16 protein-coding genes and 2 pseudogenes are annotated in these 14,152 nt (G+C 68.4%); 8 read left to right on the top strand and 10 right to left on the bottom strand.

What is annotated here, in order from left to right; all coding sequences use genetic code 11:
- Window positions 1-231: hypothetical protein (locus tag RM423_RS22500; protein ID WP_311425289.1), on the bottom strand; the 231-nt coding region annotated here is incomplete at its 3' end.
- A gap of 219 nt (window positions 232-450) precedes the next feature.
- Window positions 451-1,320 (bottom strand): alpha/beta fold hydrolase, encoded by an 870-nt coding sequence (locus RM423_RS22495; RefSeq protein ID WP_311425288.1) that lies wholly within the window; start codon window positions 1,318-1,320, stop codon window positions 451-453.
- A gap of 215 nt (window positions 1,321-1,535) precedes the next feature.
- Here RM423_RS22495 and RM423_RS22490 point away from each other — a divergent pair, with 215 nt between their 5' ends.
- The gene (locus tag RM423_RS22490) at window positions 1,536-1,712 is read left to right on the top strand and encodes a hypothetical protein (protein ID WP_311425287.1); all 177 of its coding nucleotides are present in this window, start codon (window positions 1,536-1,538) and stop codon (window positions 1,710-1,712) included.
- Between the two features lie 408 nt (window positions 1,713-2,120).
- On the opposite strand, the gene RM423_RS22485 is transcribed toward RM423_RS22490, so the two are convergent.
- On the bottom strand, window positions 2,121-2,342 hold the full coding sequence (locus RM423_RS22485; protein WP_311425286.1) for a hypothetical protein: 222 nt from the start codon (window positions 2,340-2,342) through the stop codon (window positions 2,121-2,123).
- Window positions 2,343-2,565: 223 nt separating this feature from the next.
- On the opposite strand from RM423_RS22485, the pseudogene RM423_RS22480 reads away from it, so the two are divergent.
- Both RM423_RS22480 and RM423_RS22475 read left to right on the top strand, forming a co-directional pair.
- Window positions 2,566-3,078, top strand: a pseudogene (locus RM423_RS22480) (transposase); the annotation flags it as partial.
- A 49-nt stretch (window positions 3,079-3,127) separates the two neighbouring features.
- Window positions 3,128-3,457: a hypothetical protein gene (locus tag RM423_RS22475; protein ID WP_311425285.1), complete on the top strand. Its 330-nt coding sequence runs from the start codon at window positions 3,128-3,130 to the stop codon at window positions 3,455-3,457.
- 140 nt (window positions 3,458-3,597) lie between these two features.
- On the opposite strand, the gene RM423_RS22470 is transcribed toward RM423_RS22475, so the two are convergent.
- Window positions 3,598-4,878 (bottom strand): HAMP domain-containing sensor histidine kinase, encoded by a 1,281-nt coding sequence (locus tag RM423_RS22470; RefSeq protein ID WP_311425284.1) that lies wholly within the window; start codon window positions 4,876-4,878, stop codon window positions 3,598-3,600.
- 222 nt (window positions 4,879-5,100) lie between these two features.
- On the opposite strand from RM423_RS22470, the gene RM423_RS22465 reads away from it, so the two are divergent.
- Genes RM423_RS22465 through RM423_RS22450 form a run of 4 tightly spaced genes read left to right on the top strand, consistent with a single transcriptional unit; the run spans window position 5,101 to window position 10,005 of the window.
- The gene (locus tag RM423_RS22465; protein ID WP_311425283.1) at window positions 5,101-5,802 is read left to right on the top strand and encodes a hypothetical protein; all 702 of its coding nucleotides are present in this window, start codon (window positions 5,101-5,103) and stop codon (window positions 5,800-5,802) included.
- Complete coding sequence (locus RM423_RS22460) at window positions 5,802-6,503, top strand: ABC transporter ATP-binding protein (RefSeq protein WP_396327829.1); 702 nt, start codon at window positions 5,802-5,804, stop codon at window positions 6,501-6,503. The genes RM423_RS22465 and RM423_RS22460 overlap by 1 nt, the downstream gene beginning before the upstream one ends.
- Window positions 6,500-7,348, top strand: coding sequence for an ABC transporter ATP-binding protein (locus tag RM423_RS22455; protein WP_311425281.1), 849 nt, complete (start codon window positions 6,500-6,502; stop codon window positions 7,346-7,348). The genes RM423_RS22460 and RM423_RS22455 overlap by 4 nt, the downstream gene beginning before the upstream one ends.
- Window positions 7,345-10,005 carry an FtsX-like permease family protein gene (locus RM423_RS22450; RefSeq protein ID WP_311425280.1) on the top strand — a complete coding sequence of 887 codons (2,661 nt, stop codon included), beginning with the start codon at window positions 7,345-7,347 and terminating at the stop codon, window positions 10,003-10,005. Before RM423_RS22455 ends, RM423_RS22450 begins: the two co-directional genes overlap by 4 nt.
- Here RM423_RS22450 and RM423_RS22445 read toward each other — a convergent pair.
- The gene (locus RM423_RS22445) at window positions 9,982-10,734 is read right to left on the bottom strand and encodes a response regulator transcription factor (protein WP_311425279.1); all 753 of its coding nucleotides are present in this window, start codon (window positions 10,732-10,734) and stop codon (window positions 9,982-9,984) included. The genes RM423_RS22450 and RM423_RS22445 overlap by 24 nt on opposite strands.
- 113 nt (window positions 10,735-10,847) lie before the next feature.
- Here RM423_RS22445 and RM423_RS22440 point away from each other — a divergent pair.
- Window positions 10,848-11,061: pseudogene (locus tag RM423_RS22440) on the top strand (IS256 family transposase); the annotation flags it as partial.
- A gap of 135 nt (window positions 11,062-11,196) precedes the next feature.
- On the opposite strand, the gene RM423_RS22435 reads toward RM423_RS22440, so the two are convergent.
- The 5 genes from RM423_RS22435 to RM423_RS22415 form a co-directional block, all read right to left on the bottom strand.
- Entirely contained in the window at window positions 11,197-11,481 is a 285-nt protein-coding gene (locus RM423_RS22435; protein ID WP_311425277.1) for a hypothetical protein, read from the bottom strand.
- Window positions 11,478-11,825: a hypothetical protein gene (locus RM423_RS22430; protein ID WP_311425276.1), complete on the bottom strand. Its 348-nt coding sequence runs from the start codon at window positions 11,823-11,825 to the stop codon at window positions 11,478-11,480. The genes RM423_RS22435 and RM423_RS22430 overlap by 4 nt, the downstream gene beginning before the upstream one ends.
- 84 nt (window positions 11,826-11,909) lie before the next feature.
- On the bottom strand, window positions 11,910-12,272 hold the full coding sequence (locus RM423_RS22425; protein WP_311425275.1) for a ParA family protein: 363 nt from the start codon (window positions 12,270-12,272) through the stop codon (window positions 11,910-11,912).
- A gap of 185 nt (window positions 12,273-12,457) precedes the next feature.
- A complete protein-coding gene (locus tag RM423_RS22420; protein WP_311425274.1) occupies window positions 12,458-13,204 on the bottom strand; it encodes an RES domain-containing protein in 747 nt (248 codons plus the stop codon).
- A 14-nt stretch (window positions 13,205-13,218) separates the two neighbouring features.
- Window positions 13,219-13,614 carry a hypothetical protein gene (locus RM423_RS22415; RefSeq protein ID WP_311425273.1) on the bottom strand — a complete coding sequence of 132 codons (396 nt, stop codon included), beginning with the start codon at window positions 13,612-13,614 and terminating at the stop codon, window positions 13,219-13,221.
- Between the last annotated feature and the right edge of the window lie 538 nt (window positions 13,615-14,152).

Raw genomic sequence — 14,152 nt, 5'->3', positions numbered from 1 at the left:
ACCACCCGCAGCCGCGGCACGATCGACATCCCGCCATCGGGCAACCGCAACGGGGGCGCCGATGTCGAGGGCGCCGGTGTCGAGGGCGTCGGTGCCGGGCTGCTCCGCGGCGGCGCGGCCGAAGCCAATGGCGCCCGCGCCGAGGAAGCCATTACCGGCGGGCGCACCGTTGCGCTGGTCCAACGTGCCGCGACCGCACCCCGCTGCGGGGTGGGTGACCCGCTCTGGCATCCCGCCATCAGGACCGCTGCAACCGCAGCGCCCATCCACCTCCACCTCGGCACACCCAGAACGCTGGGGACCTGGCCCCGTCGCGGCCTGTCCTGTCCGTCGGCACAACCACCCGAAAGGCCGCCACAAGACAAACAATCCCACATCGCTACCCGAAACGGGTGCCAGACGCCAGTATCAGAGCTGTGAGGTCAGGTGTCGGGTCTGTGCACGGTCCGGTCAGTCGCGGGCCGCAAGCGCCCAGTGGATCTCCTCGAGCAGGATGTCGGGGGCGTCGGTGAGCAGGTCATGGGCGGCGTGGGGAACTAGCCGGAGCCGGGCGCGGCCGGGGCAGGCATCGGCGGTCGCGGCTGCCAGTTGCGGCGTGGTGAGCGGGTCGAGCTCGCCGACGACGACGGTCGCGGGGCAGCGGACTTGCCGCGCGTCGTCGGTGAGGTCGAGCCGGCTGAATTGGGGGGTGAAGTGGGCGTTGACCTGCGGCGTCTTGACCTGCGCGGCGCGCACCGCACGCAGCGCAGGACCCGGTTCGCGCACGGCCATCAGCGACAGCACGTGCCGCTCGAACGCCGGGCTCGCCTCCAGGTCGGGCTCGGCGTACGCCGCCCGCCGGGCCGCGGCGCTGGCAGGCCCACCCAGACTGCCCATCCGCTCAGCGCCTTCCTCGACACTCAGCAGCCGGGCGGTGCTCGCCGCGATGACCAGGCCACCGAGTTGTCCGGGATGCCGCGCGGCATAACGCAGCGCGACCCAGCCACCGAAGGACACCCCGACGACCACGGGCCGGTGCAGCTGCAGCGCGCCGATCACCCCGGCCAGATCATCGGCCCAGTCATCAAGCCTCCAACTCGCCGCCGTGGCCAGATCGCTGCGACCATGCCCGCGCTGGTCGGGCACCACCAGCTCGGCGTCCTCGGCCAACGGCGCCAGCACGTGTCGCAAGCCCGCACCGTCAACTCCCGGCCCGCCGTGCACCGCCACCACCGCACCGGACGCCGACATCCCAGCGCGGCGCTGCACCGTGCCCCGCAACATCACCCCACGAATCGCGAACTCCCACCACACCGGCTCACCAACAACGGGCCACGCCACAACAACAGTCTGCCAGCACCGCCTCCGCCAGTGTCGGCATGCGACCTGGCGTCAAGTAAGCGATGGCGACAGCCCACAGCGTCATAGTGAGCTGGCGCCGGCGGGTCCGGGGTCTTCACCCACGGGGTCCTTGCGATGCGGGTCGTCAAGTGCGCGTGCGGGGGTTTATCTTCGGGCATACGGACGGGCGCCTGCCCGCAGCGAAGGAGACCACTATGGCCAAGAGCGACGATCACAGCACGGGCGACAGCCGCGAGCCTTACTCCGACCAAGGCGGCCCCGAAGGGCGCCATGCGCAGACCCACGACGTTGCGCGTGAGGCCGCCACCAACTCCGTCCCTCAAGTTGAGGAGCCGGACGAGTTCGCCGACGACCTCGCCATCGACCGGTAGAGCAATCCCGAGTGACTGCAGACGGGTTGTGGTCAAACCGCGGGCCTGGACAGGCTTACCTGGCGCGATCATTTTCTGGTTGCTTCGGCATTTTGAAAGGCGAGAGCCCCGGATTCCGGTACGTCGTGGGCAACATCGCCGCGATCTAGTTGACCGGATGGGTGGCGTCGGAGCAAGCCAACGACGCCGCCGCCGCAGCATAGGCCAAGGCTGATGAGGGAAATCGGTACACCGCACTTGCGGCGTACCAGGAGGCGCTGGACGCCGGCTGGACCGCTACTGAGCTGACTAGAAGGGCCTCAAACCACCTGGACCGCCACGCAAGCGTGGCGCGAACCGAACCCGCACCGGCCGTTGCGCAGTAAAGACTTCTTACCCGCCGACCTTGCGGGCCGTCACGGGATGAGTTCAGGCCAGCGCTTCTCCGGTTACGGCGACTGCCTCGATGAAGTGGTATCTCTGGGCCAGTGCGTCCAGGATTTCGGTCACCGTGAGCGGTGGTTCACGAAACCGTGCAGCCATCGCCTCGACGGCGCGCAGAGCCGCTGCAGGGTTCAGTGCGACCGTGTTGAGCGTGAACTCGGCTGGGCTCTGTAGTTGGATAGTGGGCGGAATCAGGTGTGTTGGCATGTCCCGGAAGTTCTCGGTGACGATGACTCCGGCGCCGCAATGTGGGCCGCGGCGATGACGGAGGTTGTCCCGGGTCTCGTGGAAGTTGAGGTGGCGGTCCCCCGCCTGACACCGCCCGTGGGGTAGTGGCCTGACCCCACCCGGTTAATCCAAGGTGGTGTGAGAGTCTTGCCGCCCACGATGTGGGCAGGAAGGCTCGATGACGATGAAGATGACGATGAAGATGACGACGAGGAAGCGACACAGTGCAGAGCAGGTCGTGCGCAAGCTAGCGCAGGCTGCTCGGATGCTGGGCGAGGGCAAGGACGTCGCCGACGTGTGCCGTGAGCTCGGCGTGGCCGAGCAGACGTACTACCGCTGGCGTAACCAGTTCGGCGGGCTGAAGGCCGATGACGCGAAGCGGTTGAAGGATCTCGAGCGGGAGAACGCGACGCTCAAGCGGTTGCTCGCCGACGCGGAGCTGGAGAAGGCGGCGTTGAAGGAGATCGCTCGGGGAAACTTCTAAGCCCGGAACGCCGGCGGGCGGCCGTTGCTCACCTCATCGCCACGATGGGGTTGAGTGAGCGTTCGCCTGCCGGGTCACCGGGCAGAACCGAACAACGCAGCGACGAGAACCGACCAGTACCACCGTGGCCGACCCGGACGCGGGCTGCGGACCTGGCTTCGTCAGTACGCCAAAGACCATCCTCGTCGAGGGTTCCGGCCGGCGTATCACGATGCCCGCGGCGAGGACTGGACCGAGGGCGTGCAGGTTCTTGTGCACGCCTCGGCGTAGTTGTTTGTCGGTGAGTAGCCCGAACCAGCGTTGGTACGCCAACACCGTCGGCCAAGCGGTGGGGACCGGGGTCAGCACCGACGTGGGGGCTGGGTGGCGAGACACTTTCGGACGAACGCCAGGCTGGAGCTACGCCGGTCTGTCCTCGGGTGGATTCGCCGCCGCCTACCTGCCGCTTATCGGCCCCGCACGGGTGCACGGCCTCTGCGGCCTGTCCGGGTGCTACGACGCGCAGATCCCTCCCATCGCGCACGCCAGCACCGCGGCCCGCGCCGCGGCGTCGGCCACACTGCATCCGGGGCCGCGAACCCGGACTCACGCTGCTGACCTACGGGCATAGCGATACCCGCTGCGCCGCCCGCGCATGGTCCTATGCGACTGCGCTGCGCCGAGCCCACCACACCGTGGTCGTGGGCAGCTACCCGGGCGGACACCAGTGGGTGGGGTGGCGCCCAGGGCTACTCGCCTGCTTCCGCCTCCTCACGCCCGGGCGTGAGGAGGCGCTGCGCCCGCAAGCAGGGTGAAGGTGGGCGGGTCGTGCTGAGTCAACGCGACCCGGGCGTTCTCAGCTTCGGCGAGCTTGCGGGCGAAGGGCAACCCGATACCTCCATCGAGTGACCCGTCGCGCACCCGGAACAGCTCATGCGCCTCCTGAGCCAAGGTGGGACCTTCGTCGCTGACGTCCACGGCCGCCAGGCCACCGAGTTCGCGGGCGCGCACAGTGACCGCGCCACGGCCGTGCTGAAGTGCGTTGTCGATCAACACATCCAGAATCTGCGTCGCGGCCGGCGTCGAGAGGGCGATGTCGGATGGGACGCCAGGGTCGAGGACGACACGGAGCGGCCGCGTCGCTGCGGCGAGCGGAGCATGCCAGCGTCGTTCGGCCGCAGTGAGCAGGTCCGGGACATGCGCAACCTGCTGGACAGGCAGATCGCGAGCGAGCGCAATGATGTCGGTGATCGTCGCTCCGAGCCGGTCGACCGCGGCTAGCGCGGATTCGACCTGGCTATCGGGCCGGCCGGTGTTGCGGAGCGCTTCGAGTTCGAGACGCAGACCGCTGAGCGGTGTGCGGAGCTGGTGCGAGACTTCGGCCGACAGGCTGCGTTCGCGGCCGATCATCGTCTGGATGCGTGCCGCGCTGTCGTTGAGGGTGGTGGCAAGCGTGTCGAACTCGGCCACGCCGGAAAGCGGTACGCGCGCGTCGAGGTCGCCGGCGCCGATTCGCCGGGCACCGGCCCGCAGTTGCTCCACGGGCGCGGCCAGCCGCCTGGCGACTAGCAGCGCACCGCCCCCAGAGACGACGACGGCGCCCAGCCCGATGCCGCCGATGACGAGCCAGGCCAGCAGGCTGCGGTGATGCGCCGAGCTGAGGTCGGACTGCACCAGGACCACGGCGATGATCTGATCGCCGTCCGAGACTGGGGCGGCGACGGCGATGTCCGCGCCGAGGGTGCCGGTGGCTTCGGTGCCGCGAAGCGCCGCTCGTACCAGCGGGTCCGCGTGTGCGGGTCCGGCGCCGTCGGTCAATCGCCCTGCACGGTCGTACACGCTCGCGGTGATCTCGCTGGGATCGATACGCAAGGATGCGACTGTCGGGCGGTCACCGCGCAGAGACGCGGCTGCTGTGGCCGCAGCGCGCTGTAGTTCCAGCCGTTCGTCGTTGACATACCCGTGGCTGACGAAGATGCCGAGGGGCACGGCCAACAGCAGCACCGCAAGCAAGGCCGTCGCGGCGGCCACCACCGTGATCCGCCTCCGCATCGCGTCCCCCTCACGGATCGACTCGCCTCGGGCCGAACCCACATCCGGGTATGCAGTGTGGCAGCGGAGCTCATCTTGTTGAGCGCCGCGGGGCGGCTCGGGATGTTTTGCCGTCGTCTTACCTGAAGCGGCCTGTCCGGTTGCCGACCGGTCCTTAGCGTCAAGTTACAGGCCAGCGACCTCACGGTCGGGCATCACCGGAACCCGGAGCGAGGACACATGATGCGACTGCTATCTCGGCGAGAATGGCGCAACCCCTGGACGGTGTTGGCAGCCAGTAGCGCGGCTGCCGCCAGTGTGGTCGTGCTGTCGGCATGTGGGTCGTCCAACGGCGGCACCTCAGGGCCCCCGTTGTCGCCGAGCACCACCACGACGGCCGGCTCTGCGTCGACCCCTGCGGGCAACTCGGTGTCAGCAAGTGGCGCGGGCACTTCATCCGGGCCCGCGGTGGTCGAGACAAATCCCCCCGGCGACATCCCGGACAACCAGGCCTTCGTCCTCTACAGAGGGTCGGGCTTCACCGTGACCGTCCCCGAAGGCTGGGCCCGATCCTCGTCCGGGTCAGCGGCTGTCTTCTCCGATAAATACAACAACATCACCGTGTCCTCCGCGCCCTCACCGCAGGCGCCCACGATCGCCACGGCTCGCGCAATCGACGTGCCCAGGATCGAGGCTTCTTCGCAGGGTTTCACCTCAGGCGCCATCAGCACCGTTCAGCGCAAGGCGGGCACCACCGTGTTGATCACATACCACGCGTACTCCGCGGTGAACCCGGTCACTGGCAAGGTAGCGAGCGAGGCGGTCGAGCGCTATACGTTCTGGCGCGCGGGGACGGCGGTGACCCTCACCCTGGCCGCCCCTGTCGGCTCGGACAACGTCGACCCTTGGCGCAAGGTCACCGACTCCTTCGCCTGGACCAAGTGATGTCCGTGCGGTTGACCGACAAATCGATCGGCACACATGAACACCTGCCGGCGATGGCGGCCGAATCGCTGCACCGGTTCTTCCACTCCGGCGACGAGGAGACTCAGGCGCTGCGCGGCGTGTCCATCTCGCTGGCGCCGGGCGAATTCGTCGCTGTCGTCGGGCCATCCGGATCCGGGAAATCGACCCTGCTCTCGTGTTTGGCCGGACTGGACGAACCCGACGGCGGGACGGTACGCATCGACGGGACCCGCCTTACGCGCCGTCCGGAAGCTGAACGGGCCCGACTGCGGGCACGACTCGTCGGCGTGCTTACCCAGAGCGGCAACCTACTCAGCCATCTCAGCGTCGCGCAGAACATCGCCCTCGCACGCAGCCTCGCCGGAACCGTATCTCGCGGCGCAGATGATCACCTTGACGCTCTCGGCCTTGCCCACCGCGCACATGCTCGACCTGACACCCTGTCTGGTGGCGAGACCGTCCGCGCCGGGCTTGCTGTCGCGCTGGCCAACGAGCCACCGGTCCTGCTCGCCGACGAGCCCACCGGTGAGCTGGACTCCAGCACCGAGGCGCAGGTACTCGACATCCTCACGCGACGCGCCCACAACGGCACCGCCCTGCTGGTCGCCAGCCACAGCGCCGCCGTCGCAGCGGCCGCCGACCGTGTGATCACGCTACGCAACGGAGAGGTCAGCTCATGACGCTGCGCCATCCGCCCCACGGCTCGACCCCTAATGGCTCGCCGATACACCACGCGGCCGTCGCCACACCGAACGGCCGCGCCAACACGACCACGTTGGCGGAATCGGCCGTCGCACGCTGCGACGGTGTGGGCCGGACCTACGGCACCGGCGATCGGGCCGTGGTCGCCGTCTACGACGCGACCTGCGTTGTCTCCGCTCGAGACCGCGTCGCGATCATCGGACCGTCCGGCTCGGGCAAGTCCACGCTGCTGCACCTGCTGGCCGGACTTGAGACACCGAGCGCCGGGCAAATCAGCTGGCCCGCACTCGACGGCCATCCCCGCGACGGCGCCCACCGGGTCGGCCTGGTGTTCCAAGCACCCACTCTGATCCCCAGCATGACCGTCCTGGAGAACGTCGAACTCCCGATGCTGCTCACCGACACCCCGGCACGCGAGGCCAGCGACCGCGCCCGCGCCGCCCTCGACCTGCTGGACCTCGACGGCCTGCGCCGCGACCTGCCCCAAGAGCTCTCCGGCGGGCAGGCGCAACGCGTCGTGATCGCCCGCGTCCTGGCCGCGCGGCCGCGCCTGATCCTGGCCGACGAGCCCACCAGTCAACTAGATCGCACCACCGCCGACCACGTCGCCCACGTGTTAATCCAGGTCAGCGACGAGATCGACGCCGCACTCGTGGTCGCCACCCACGATCACGCCATCGGCGGCCGCATGCACACCATCTGGCCGATGCACGACGGCCGCCTCCATCCCGCGACCACACGCCAATTCGCCGCCGCGCAGACAGATCGGTCCCTGATCGATACGTCGGCCACCCGGCACCACACCGAAGGTGATCACACGTGATCCGGATCTGGTTGCCCGCCCTGCTGCGCCGCCAACCCGCACGACTGCTCGGCGCGGCAATCGGCGTGGCCATCGCCGTCGCCCTACTCGCCAGCCTCGGCGCGTTCCTCGCCCACGCGAAGGCCAGCATGACCGGACGAGCCGTCCGCTCGGTCAGCGTCGACTGGCAGGTCCAGGTCGCCCCAGGCGGCGACCCAGCAGCAACCGCCGCCCTCGTCGCCCACACCCCTGGCGTCCACACCAGCCAGACGACCGGGTTCACCCAAGTCCCCGGGCTCAGCGCGGCCGCCTCCGGCACGACCCAGACCACCGGCAGCGGAGTCGTGCTCGGCCTACCGAGCTCCTACGCCGCGACCTTCCCCGGCGAGATCCGCACCCTCACCGGCACCGGAACCGGCGTGCTCCTCGCCCAGCAGACCGCCTCCAACCTGCACGCCGCACCCGGAACACGTATCACCATTCAACGACCAGGACTGACCCCGGTCACCGTCACCGTCTCCGGCGTCGTCGACCTACCCCAGGCCAACTCGCTGTTCCAGAAGGTCGGCGCCCCCCTCCGGGCGCAGCCCACAGCGCCGCCAGACAACGTCGTCCTGCTGCCCTACCCGCAATGGCAACAGTTCAGCGCACCGATCGCCACCACGCGCCCCGACCTCGTCACGACTCAGATTCACGCACGGTTGAGCCACGCCCTGCCCACCGACCCTGCCGCCGCCTACTCCACGGTCATCGCCGCTGCGCACAACGTCGAAGCCCGCAGCACCGGCACGGCGACCGTCGGCAACAACCTCGGCGCGGCCCTTGACGCGGCGCGCGGCGACGCCGCCTACGCCCAGGTCCTGTTCCTGTTCCTCGGACTGCCCGGCGCTATCCTCGCCGGCCTGCTCACCGCAACCGTCGCCTCGGCGGGCGCCCGTCGGCGAAGGGGCGAACAGTCGCTGCTGCGTATCCGCGGCGCCTCCCAACGTCAACTACTGCGACTGGCTTCGCTCGAGGCCGGCGTGATCGGCGCGGTCGGCTGCCTCGCCGGCCTTGCCGCGGCACTTCTCGTGGGTCGGGGCGCCTTTGGGTCCGCGAGCTTCGGCGCCACCACACCGTCGGCTCTGCTGTGGGCCGGAATCGCGGTCGCCGCGGGTCTGGCCATCACCGCCGCCGCAGTGCTCCTGCCCGCTCGCCGCGACGTCCGCGAGCAGACCATCGCCGCCGGCCGGGAAGAAATCGCGATTCGCCGCTACCCCTGGTGGGCCCGCTACGGGCTCGACATCGCCGCCCTCGTCGGCGCCGGACTGATCGTCAACGCCGCCAGCCACAACGGCTATCAACTCGTCCTCGCCCCCGAAGGCGTCCCGACGATCTCCGTCTCCTACTGGGCACTCGCCGGACCGGCCCTGCTCTGGCTCGGCGCCGGGCTTCTGGTCTGGCGTCTGGTCGACCTGCTCCTCGGTCGCGGTCGCCGTCTGACGGCGCTGCTGTTGCGCCCGTTCGCCGGTCGCCTCGCCCCGGTCCTTAGTTCCAGCATGTCCCGCCAACGCCGCCCGCTGGTCAAAGCCGCGACGGTCCTCGCGCTGGCGATCGCGTTCGCGATCTCCACCGCGACCTTCAACGCCACCTACCGCGCCCAAGCCGAGGCCGACGCCCAACTCACCAACGGCGCCGACGTCACCGTCACCGAATCACCCGCCGCAGCAGTTGGGCCCGGCTTCGCGACCCGGCTAGCCGCCGTCCCGGGTGTCACGGGGGTGGAACCGCTCGAGCACCGCTACGCCTACGTCGGGACGGATCTGCAGGACCTCTACGGAGTACGCCCCGGCTCGATCCGCTCCGTCACGGCCCTGCAGGACAGCTACTTCCAGGGGGGCAGCGCCGCCGCCCTCATGAACACACTTCAAACCAAGCCCGACTCCATCCTGGTCAGCGCTGAAACCGTCAAGGACTACCAACTACACCTCGGAGACCTCGTCAACCTGCGCCTGGTCGACGACCGGACCCACCAACTGGTCACCGTGGGATTCCACTACGTCGGCGTCGTGTCGGAATTCCCGACCGCGCCCAAGGACAGCTTCTTCATCACCAACGCCGCCTACGTGGCCCAGAAAACCCGCAGCAACGCGGTCGGCACCTTCCTCGTCAACACCGGCGGCACCGGCTCCTCCGCCGTCGCCGCCCGCATTCGCACCCTCGTTGGACCCACGGTCAGCGTCACCGACATCACCACCACGCGAGGCGCCGTCGGCTCCAGCCTCACGTCCGTCGATCTGGCCGGACTGACCCGCGTCGAACTCGCCTTCGCCCTCGTCCTGGCTGCCGCCGCCGGCGGACTCGTCCTTGCCCTCGGCCTGGCCGAGCGCCGCCGCAGCCTCGCGATCATGAACGCCCTCGGAGCGCGGCGCAGACACCTGCGCGCCAGCGTCGCCGGCGAGACCCTGCTCGTCGGAGTAACTGGTGCGCTCGGCGGGGCCGTGCTCGGCGCCTACCTAACGCAAACCCTCGTCAAAGTGCTCACCGGCGTGTTCGACCCGCCACCCTCAACGATCACCGTTCCATGGCCCTACCTCGCCGCCCTGTCCGCGCTCACCGCCGCCTGCCTCACCGCCGTCACAGTCGGCGCGGTCCGAGCATCCGGACGCAACCTCCTACCGACCATCCGGAGGCTGTGAGCCCCGGAACGGATGCCCTCCCGCGACGCTAGGAGGTCCTGCGAGGCGGTACCCGAACCCGCGCAATGTCTCGACCGCCGGGGCCCCCACGGAGGCTTCAGCGGCGCACTGCTCGAGCGCGCGACGCAACGACGCGATGTGCACGTCCAGCGTCTTCGTCGACCCGTGCCAATGCGCATCCCACACATCAGCCATCAACATCGACCGGCTGATCGCAACCCCGGCGTCACGAGCCAACCGCGCAAGCAGATCGAACTCCTTCGACCGCAGTACCGCCTCAGACTCGCCCACCCATGCACGGCGCAGCGCCTCATCCACTACGAGATCGCCCAACACGTGCCGCGTCGGTGCCGACTCCCGCGGAACCGAGCGTCGAAGATGCGCCCGCAGCCGAGCCAGCAACTCCGTCGACCGGACCGGCTTGGACAGATAATCATCGGCGCCCGCCTCCAACCCGACCACCACATCGATCTCGGCATCGCGCGCGGTCAAAATCATGATCACCACATTCGGCCACCGGGATCGAAGAGTGCGGCACACGTCAACGCCGTCGACATCCGGGAGGCCAAGATCCAGAACAACCAAATCCACCGCGTGGTCCGAATCGGCCTCGGCCAGCGCCGACCCCCCATCTCGACACCACCGCACCCGATAGCGGGCCTGGACGAGCTCAGCCTGTAGAACACGACCTATGGTCTCGTCATCCTCGACCAACAAAACCTCAGCCATGCGAGCCATCCCACCACGACGGAGCTCCAGCGCCTCGGATGTGGGCGTGTCAGATCGGCTGTGTAAGTGACGTGGCCTGACTCCGAGTCCTAGGACTCGGAAAGGACCACGCGATGACTGACACTGGAATCGTGGCCCGTAAGCGCCACCGCGAGCTGGCGGATCGACCGCCGCTGGTCGACGCCGAGCTGGCGGACGAGCTGCTGGCTCGGGCGCAGACCGAAGGGGTCGAACTGCTCGGCCCGGACGGGTTGCTGTCGCAGGTGAGCAAGACGGTGCCCGAACGGGCCGCTGGCTGAGGAGATGACCGAACACCTGGGCTACGAAGCGATCAGCACTGGATGGAATGGAAGGCCGTGCGTGTCGCGATCACCCGGGACGGATGCTTCGATCCACGGCCCGTACTTCCGGATCCCGCCGAGGTAGTTCACTCATATGAGTATTCGCTGTATAGCTAGATATCTAACTATCTGCCTGGTCGTGCCGATTCCACTCTTCATCGACCAGCTGCTCGAACATGGCGCGGGCGGTGAGGCCGCGTCCGCTGGCCAGGTCCTCGAACCGTTGCTTGCTCTGCTCGGCGGTCCGGACGAACACGGGCACGGTTGGTTCCGAGCGTCGCCGCGGTGCCCGTCCGATCGGCTGGGCCGGCTCGGCGGACGTTGACGCCGGGGCCATCGGATCGGGCACGGGTGTAGCGATGCGCCGACGGTGAGCCGGCGGCTGGGCCGGGGGCTGCTGAGTCACGCGTTGCTCCTGGTGGTCTCGTCGGTGACTGGCCAGAGCTGGCCAGCTAGATCTTCAAAGGCGGCCGCGACAGGCGCCCCTCGTTCGTAGTCGCCCCACCACACCTCGCCGGCACGGGCGGAGCGGACGATGACGCGTTCAGGGATCAGCGGCGCGAGCACCATGCCCTCGTTGTCCTCCCGCAGCGCCGCGAGTGCTCCGAGGGCGTCGCGGGACGGGATGTTGTCCGGCCACCTGGTGACGATGACGCCAGCTTCCTGCACGTCGGGGTTCAGCGGGCTGAGCTGCCGGAACCCTCGCGATGTTGGACCGTGCCCATTCAACACCGCTGCGGCCGTCTTCATCCGGCGTGATGGTGTACAAGACGCGGGTCGAGGCGGTGAGCGCTGTTCGGATAAGGAACCCGCCCTGCCGGTTAGGAGCGTCGATTAACACGACGTCGCGGTCCCAGCCGGCGATCGCGTTGCGCAGGCGCACGTCGTCGTATTCCTGAGGTGCTCCCTCGAGGGCAGCGACGTCGCGGTGACCGGGAAGGACGGTGATGTCGGATGCCACGGTGTGGAGTGGGCGAGATCCTGGGCCGCGCCGGCAACGTCGTCAGTTCCGAGGATCGCGCCGACGTGCTCCCCCCGGCGCACCTCGACACCGAGGCAGATGGTTGCGGTCGATCGTGGGTCGAGGTCGACCACACCGATGTTGAGCCCGCGGCTGGCCAGCGCGCGGGCGAGTCTGACAGTTGCGGTGGTCTTGCCGACCCCGCCCTTCTCGGAGAAGAGAGACAGGATATCCATCTTGCTATATTGACCGATAGCGTTATATTGCAAGCCGACTTGATATCTTGCTATTCTTCGCGCGATCCCAGCGGATGTGCTCGAACATAGGAGTGTCGCCACGCGTCGTCGCCCGTCTGCTCACCCAGTCGGCCAATCTGCATGCGTGGGGGATTGCCGGTACCAGGGGGTGGTACTCGAGCCCCTTAAAGCTTGGTACTGCTGCTCAGGGACGACCCCCACCGGAGTTGGTGGATTTGCATGGCTTCTTGGAGTTCAGGCGTCGCCTCGGTGAGGCTGATGACCTGCTGGTGGCGGAGGTTCGCTGGGCCCGAGGTGTGCTGGTTGGGTTGTTCGAAGAGAGCGTAAAGAGTGAGGGTGTCGCCGTGGCGGGATGCGAAGCAGACGCCGCCGAGCGGGGGTGTTTGGTCATAGAGCCAGGACGCGATGGTTTGCGTCAGTCTGCGGGGCTCGGCGGTTTTGATGGCGGCAGCGTCAAGGTCAGGCAGGCCGAGTCGTTGGGCCAGGTCGCCGTGGCGGGTCCGCAGGGTGGCGATGGTGATTGGTGCGCGGACGTCGGCGAAGACGCCGGTCATCAGGGCTTGGCCGGCTCGGCGGTGTGTGAGCCAGGAACGGGGAAGAGTTCCGGCTACGGCTGTGGGGTGGTGTTCCTCGGCGTGGTCGTTGTCGTCGATGGCTGCGAGCTCGGCCGCTAGGGCGGGGTCGGGGCGGAAGACGGCGAGGACCTCCAGGAGGCAACCTAGGAGCTGGTCAGCGACGTAAAGGGTCCGGAACCGGGCGTGCAGGTCGTCCCAGCGGCCGTCGAAGCGGCCGTTATCGGCGTATTGCCAAGGCGTCCAAGCGAAGGGGTCAGGCTGGTAGCCGATCCGGTAGGTGATGACCTCCTCGTTTGTGAGGTGGACCGGCCCGCTGTCAGTGTGTTGTTCGGCCATCCCTGTGGGTGGGGTCAGCCGACGGCGGCGAAGGCGCGGGCAGCGGCGAGGACGGCAGGACCGACCTCGGCAACGGGCGCCTCACGCAGAACCCTGGCGGGGGAGCGGTCATCCAGGTGCGGGTTGAGTCCTTGAAACCAGGACTGCACAACCTCGGCTGTGTCGCGTTGAGAGACCATAAGCGCAGCCTGCAAGCTCACTCTGAGGCGCTGCTCGTCCTCCGAGTTGTGGATGCGTCGTACACCTTCGGCCCACTGCCGCACGGCGCGAGTCTCTTTCACCCCAGCGAGATAGGCGACCAGACGGGCTCCGAGCAGGTCGACCAGCCCGCGCACGAGGTCGGGCTGGGCGGCCCGGGTGGCGTACACGTAGGCATCAAGGTCCGGTCGCGCCGGGGTGATCATCGTCATGGAGCCGCTCCCGACTGTGCGTTGACCTGCGCGTCTGTCTCAGAAGAACACTACCCCGATCCCACCCCGAATCACATGGCCGCACACACCCGGGTCGCACAGCGAACGCCACGCCACGGCAGGTGATCACGGCCCAGCGATGATGTAGCCGGCGCGCCGGGCCGCGGTGATCATGCCGATCAGGTAGCGGGCCTGCTCAGCCTGCTGATCGGCCCGCCAGGTGGTCAGCCACGTGCGTCCGAGGGCTGCGAGGTAGCCGTTGAGACCATGCTGAACCTCCGAAGGGCTCAGACCAGCGCTGACGTACCAACTCAGCGCCGGACAAATCCGGCGTAGCGAGAGGCCGTGATAGCCCGGCAGCCTTGCTCTGAGGGACCTGGCGAACCGCTGTCGGCAACAGCCGGTACGGTCGCGACGCCTTCACGGCAGGTTCAGCACTGGGTGTAGCAGAGCCAACCCCAGCATGGTGCTCGCTAAAATGACAACCAGCGTGCCGGTGATGAACCCGGCGTCGCGGACGCCTCGTCGGTGACTGCGG

The organism is Jatrophihabitans lederbergiae (genome assembly GCF_031845305.1).
Classification (GTDB): Bacteria; Actinomycetota; Actinomycetes; order Mycobacteriales; family Jatrophihabitantaceae; genus Jatrophihabitans_A; species Jatrophihabitans_A lederbergiae.
The sequence above is the reverse complement of the archived record's forward strand: the minus strand, read 5'-3'. Positions and strand labels throughout refer to the sequence as shown.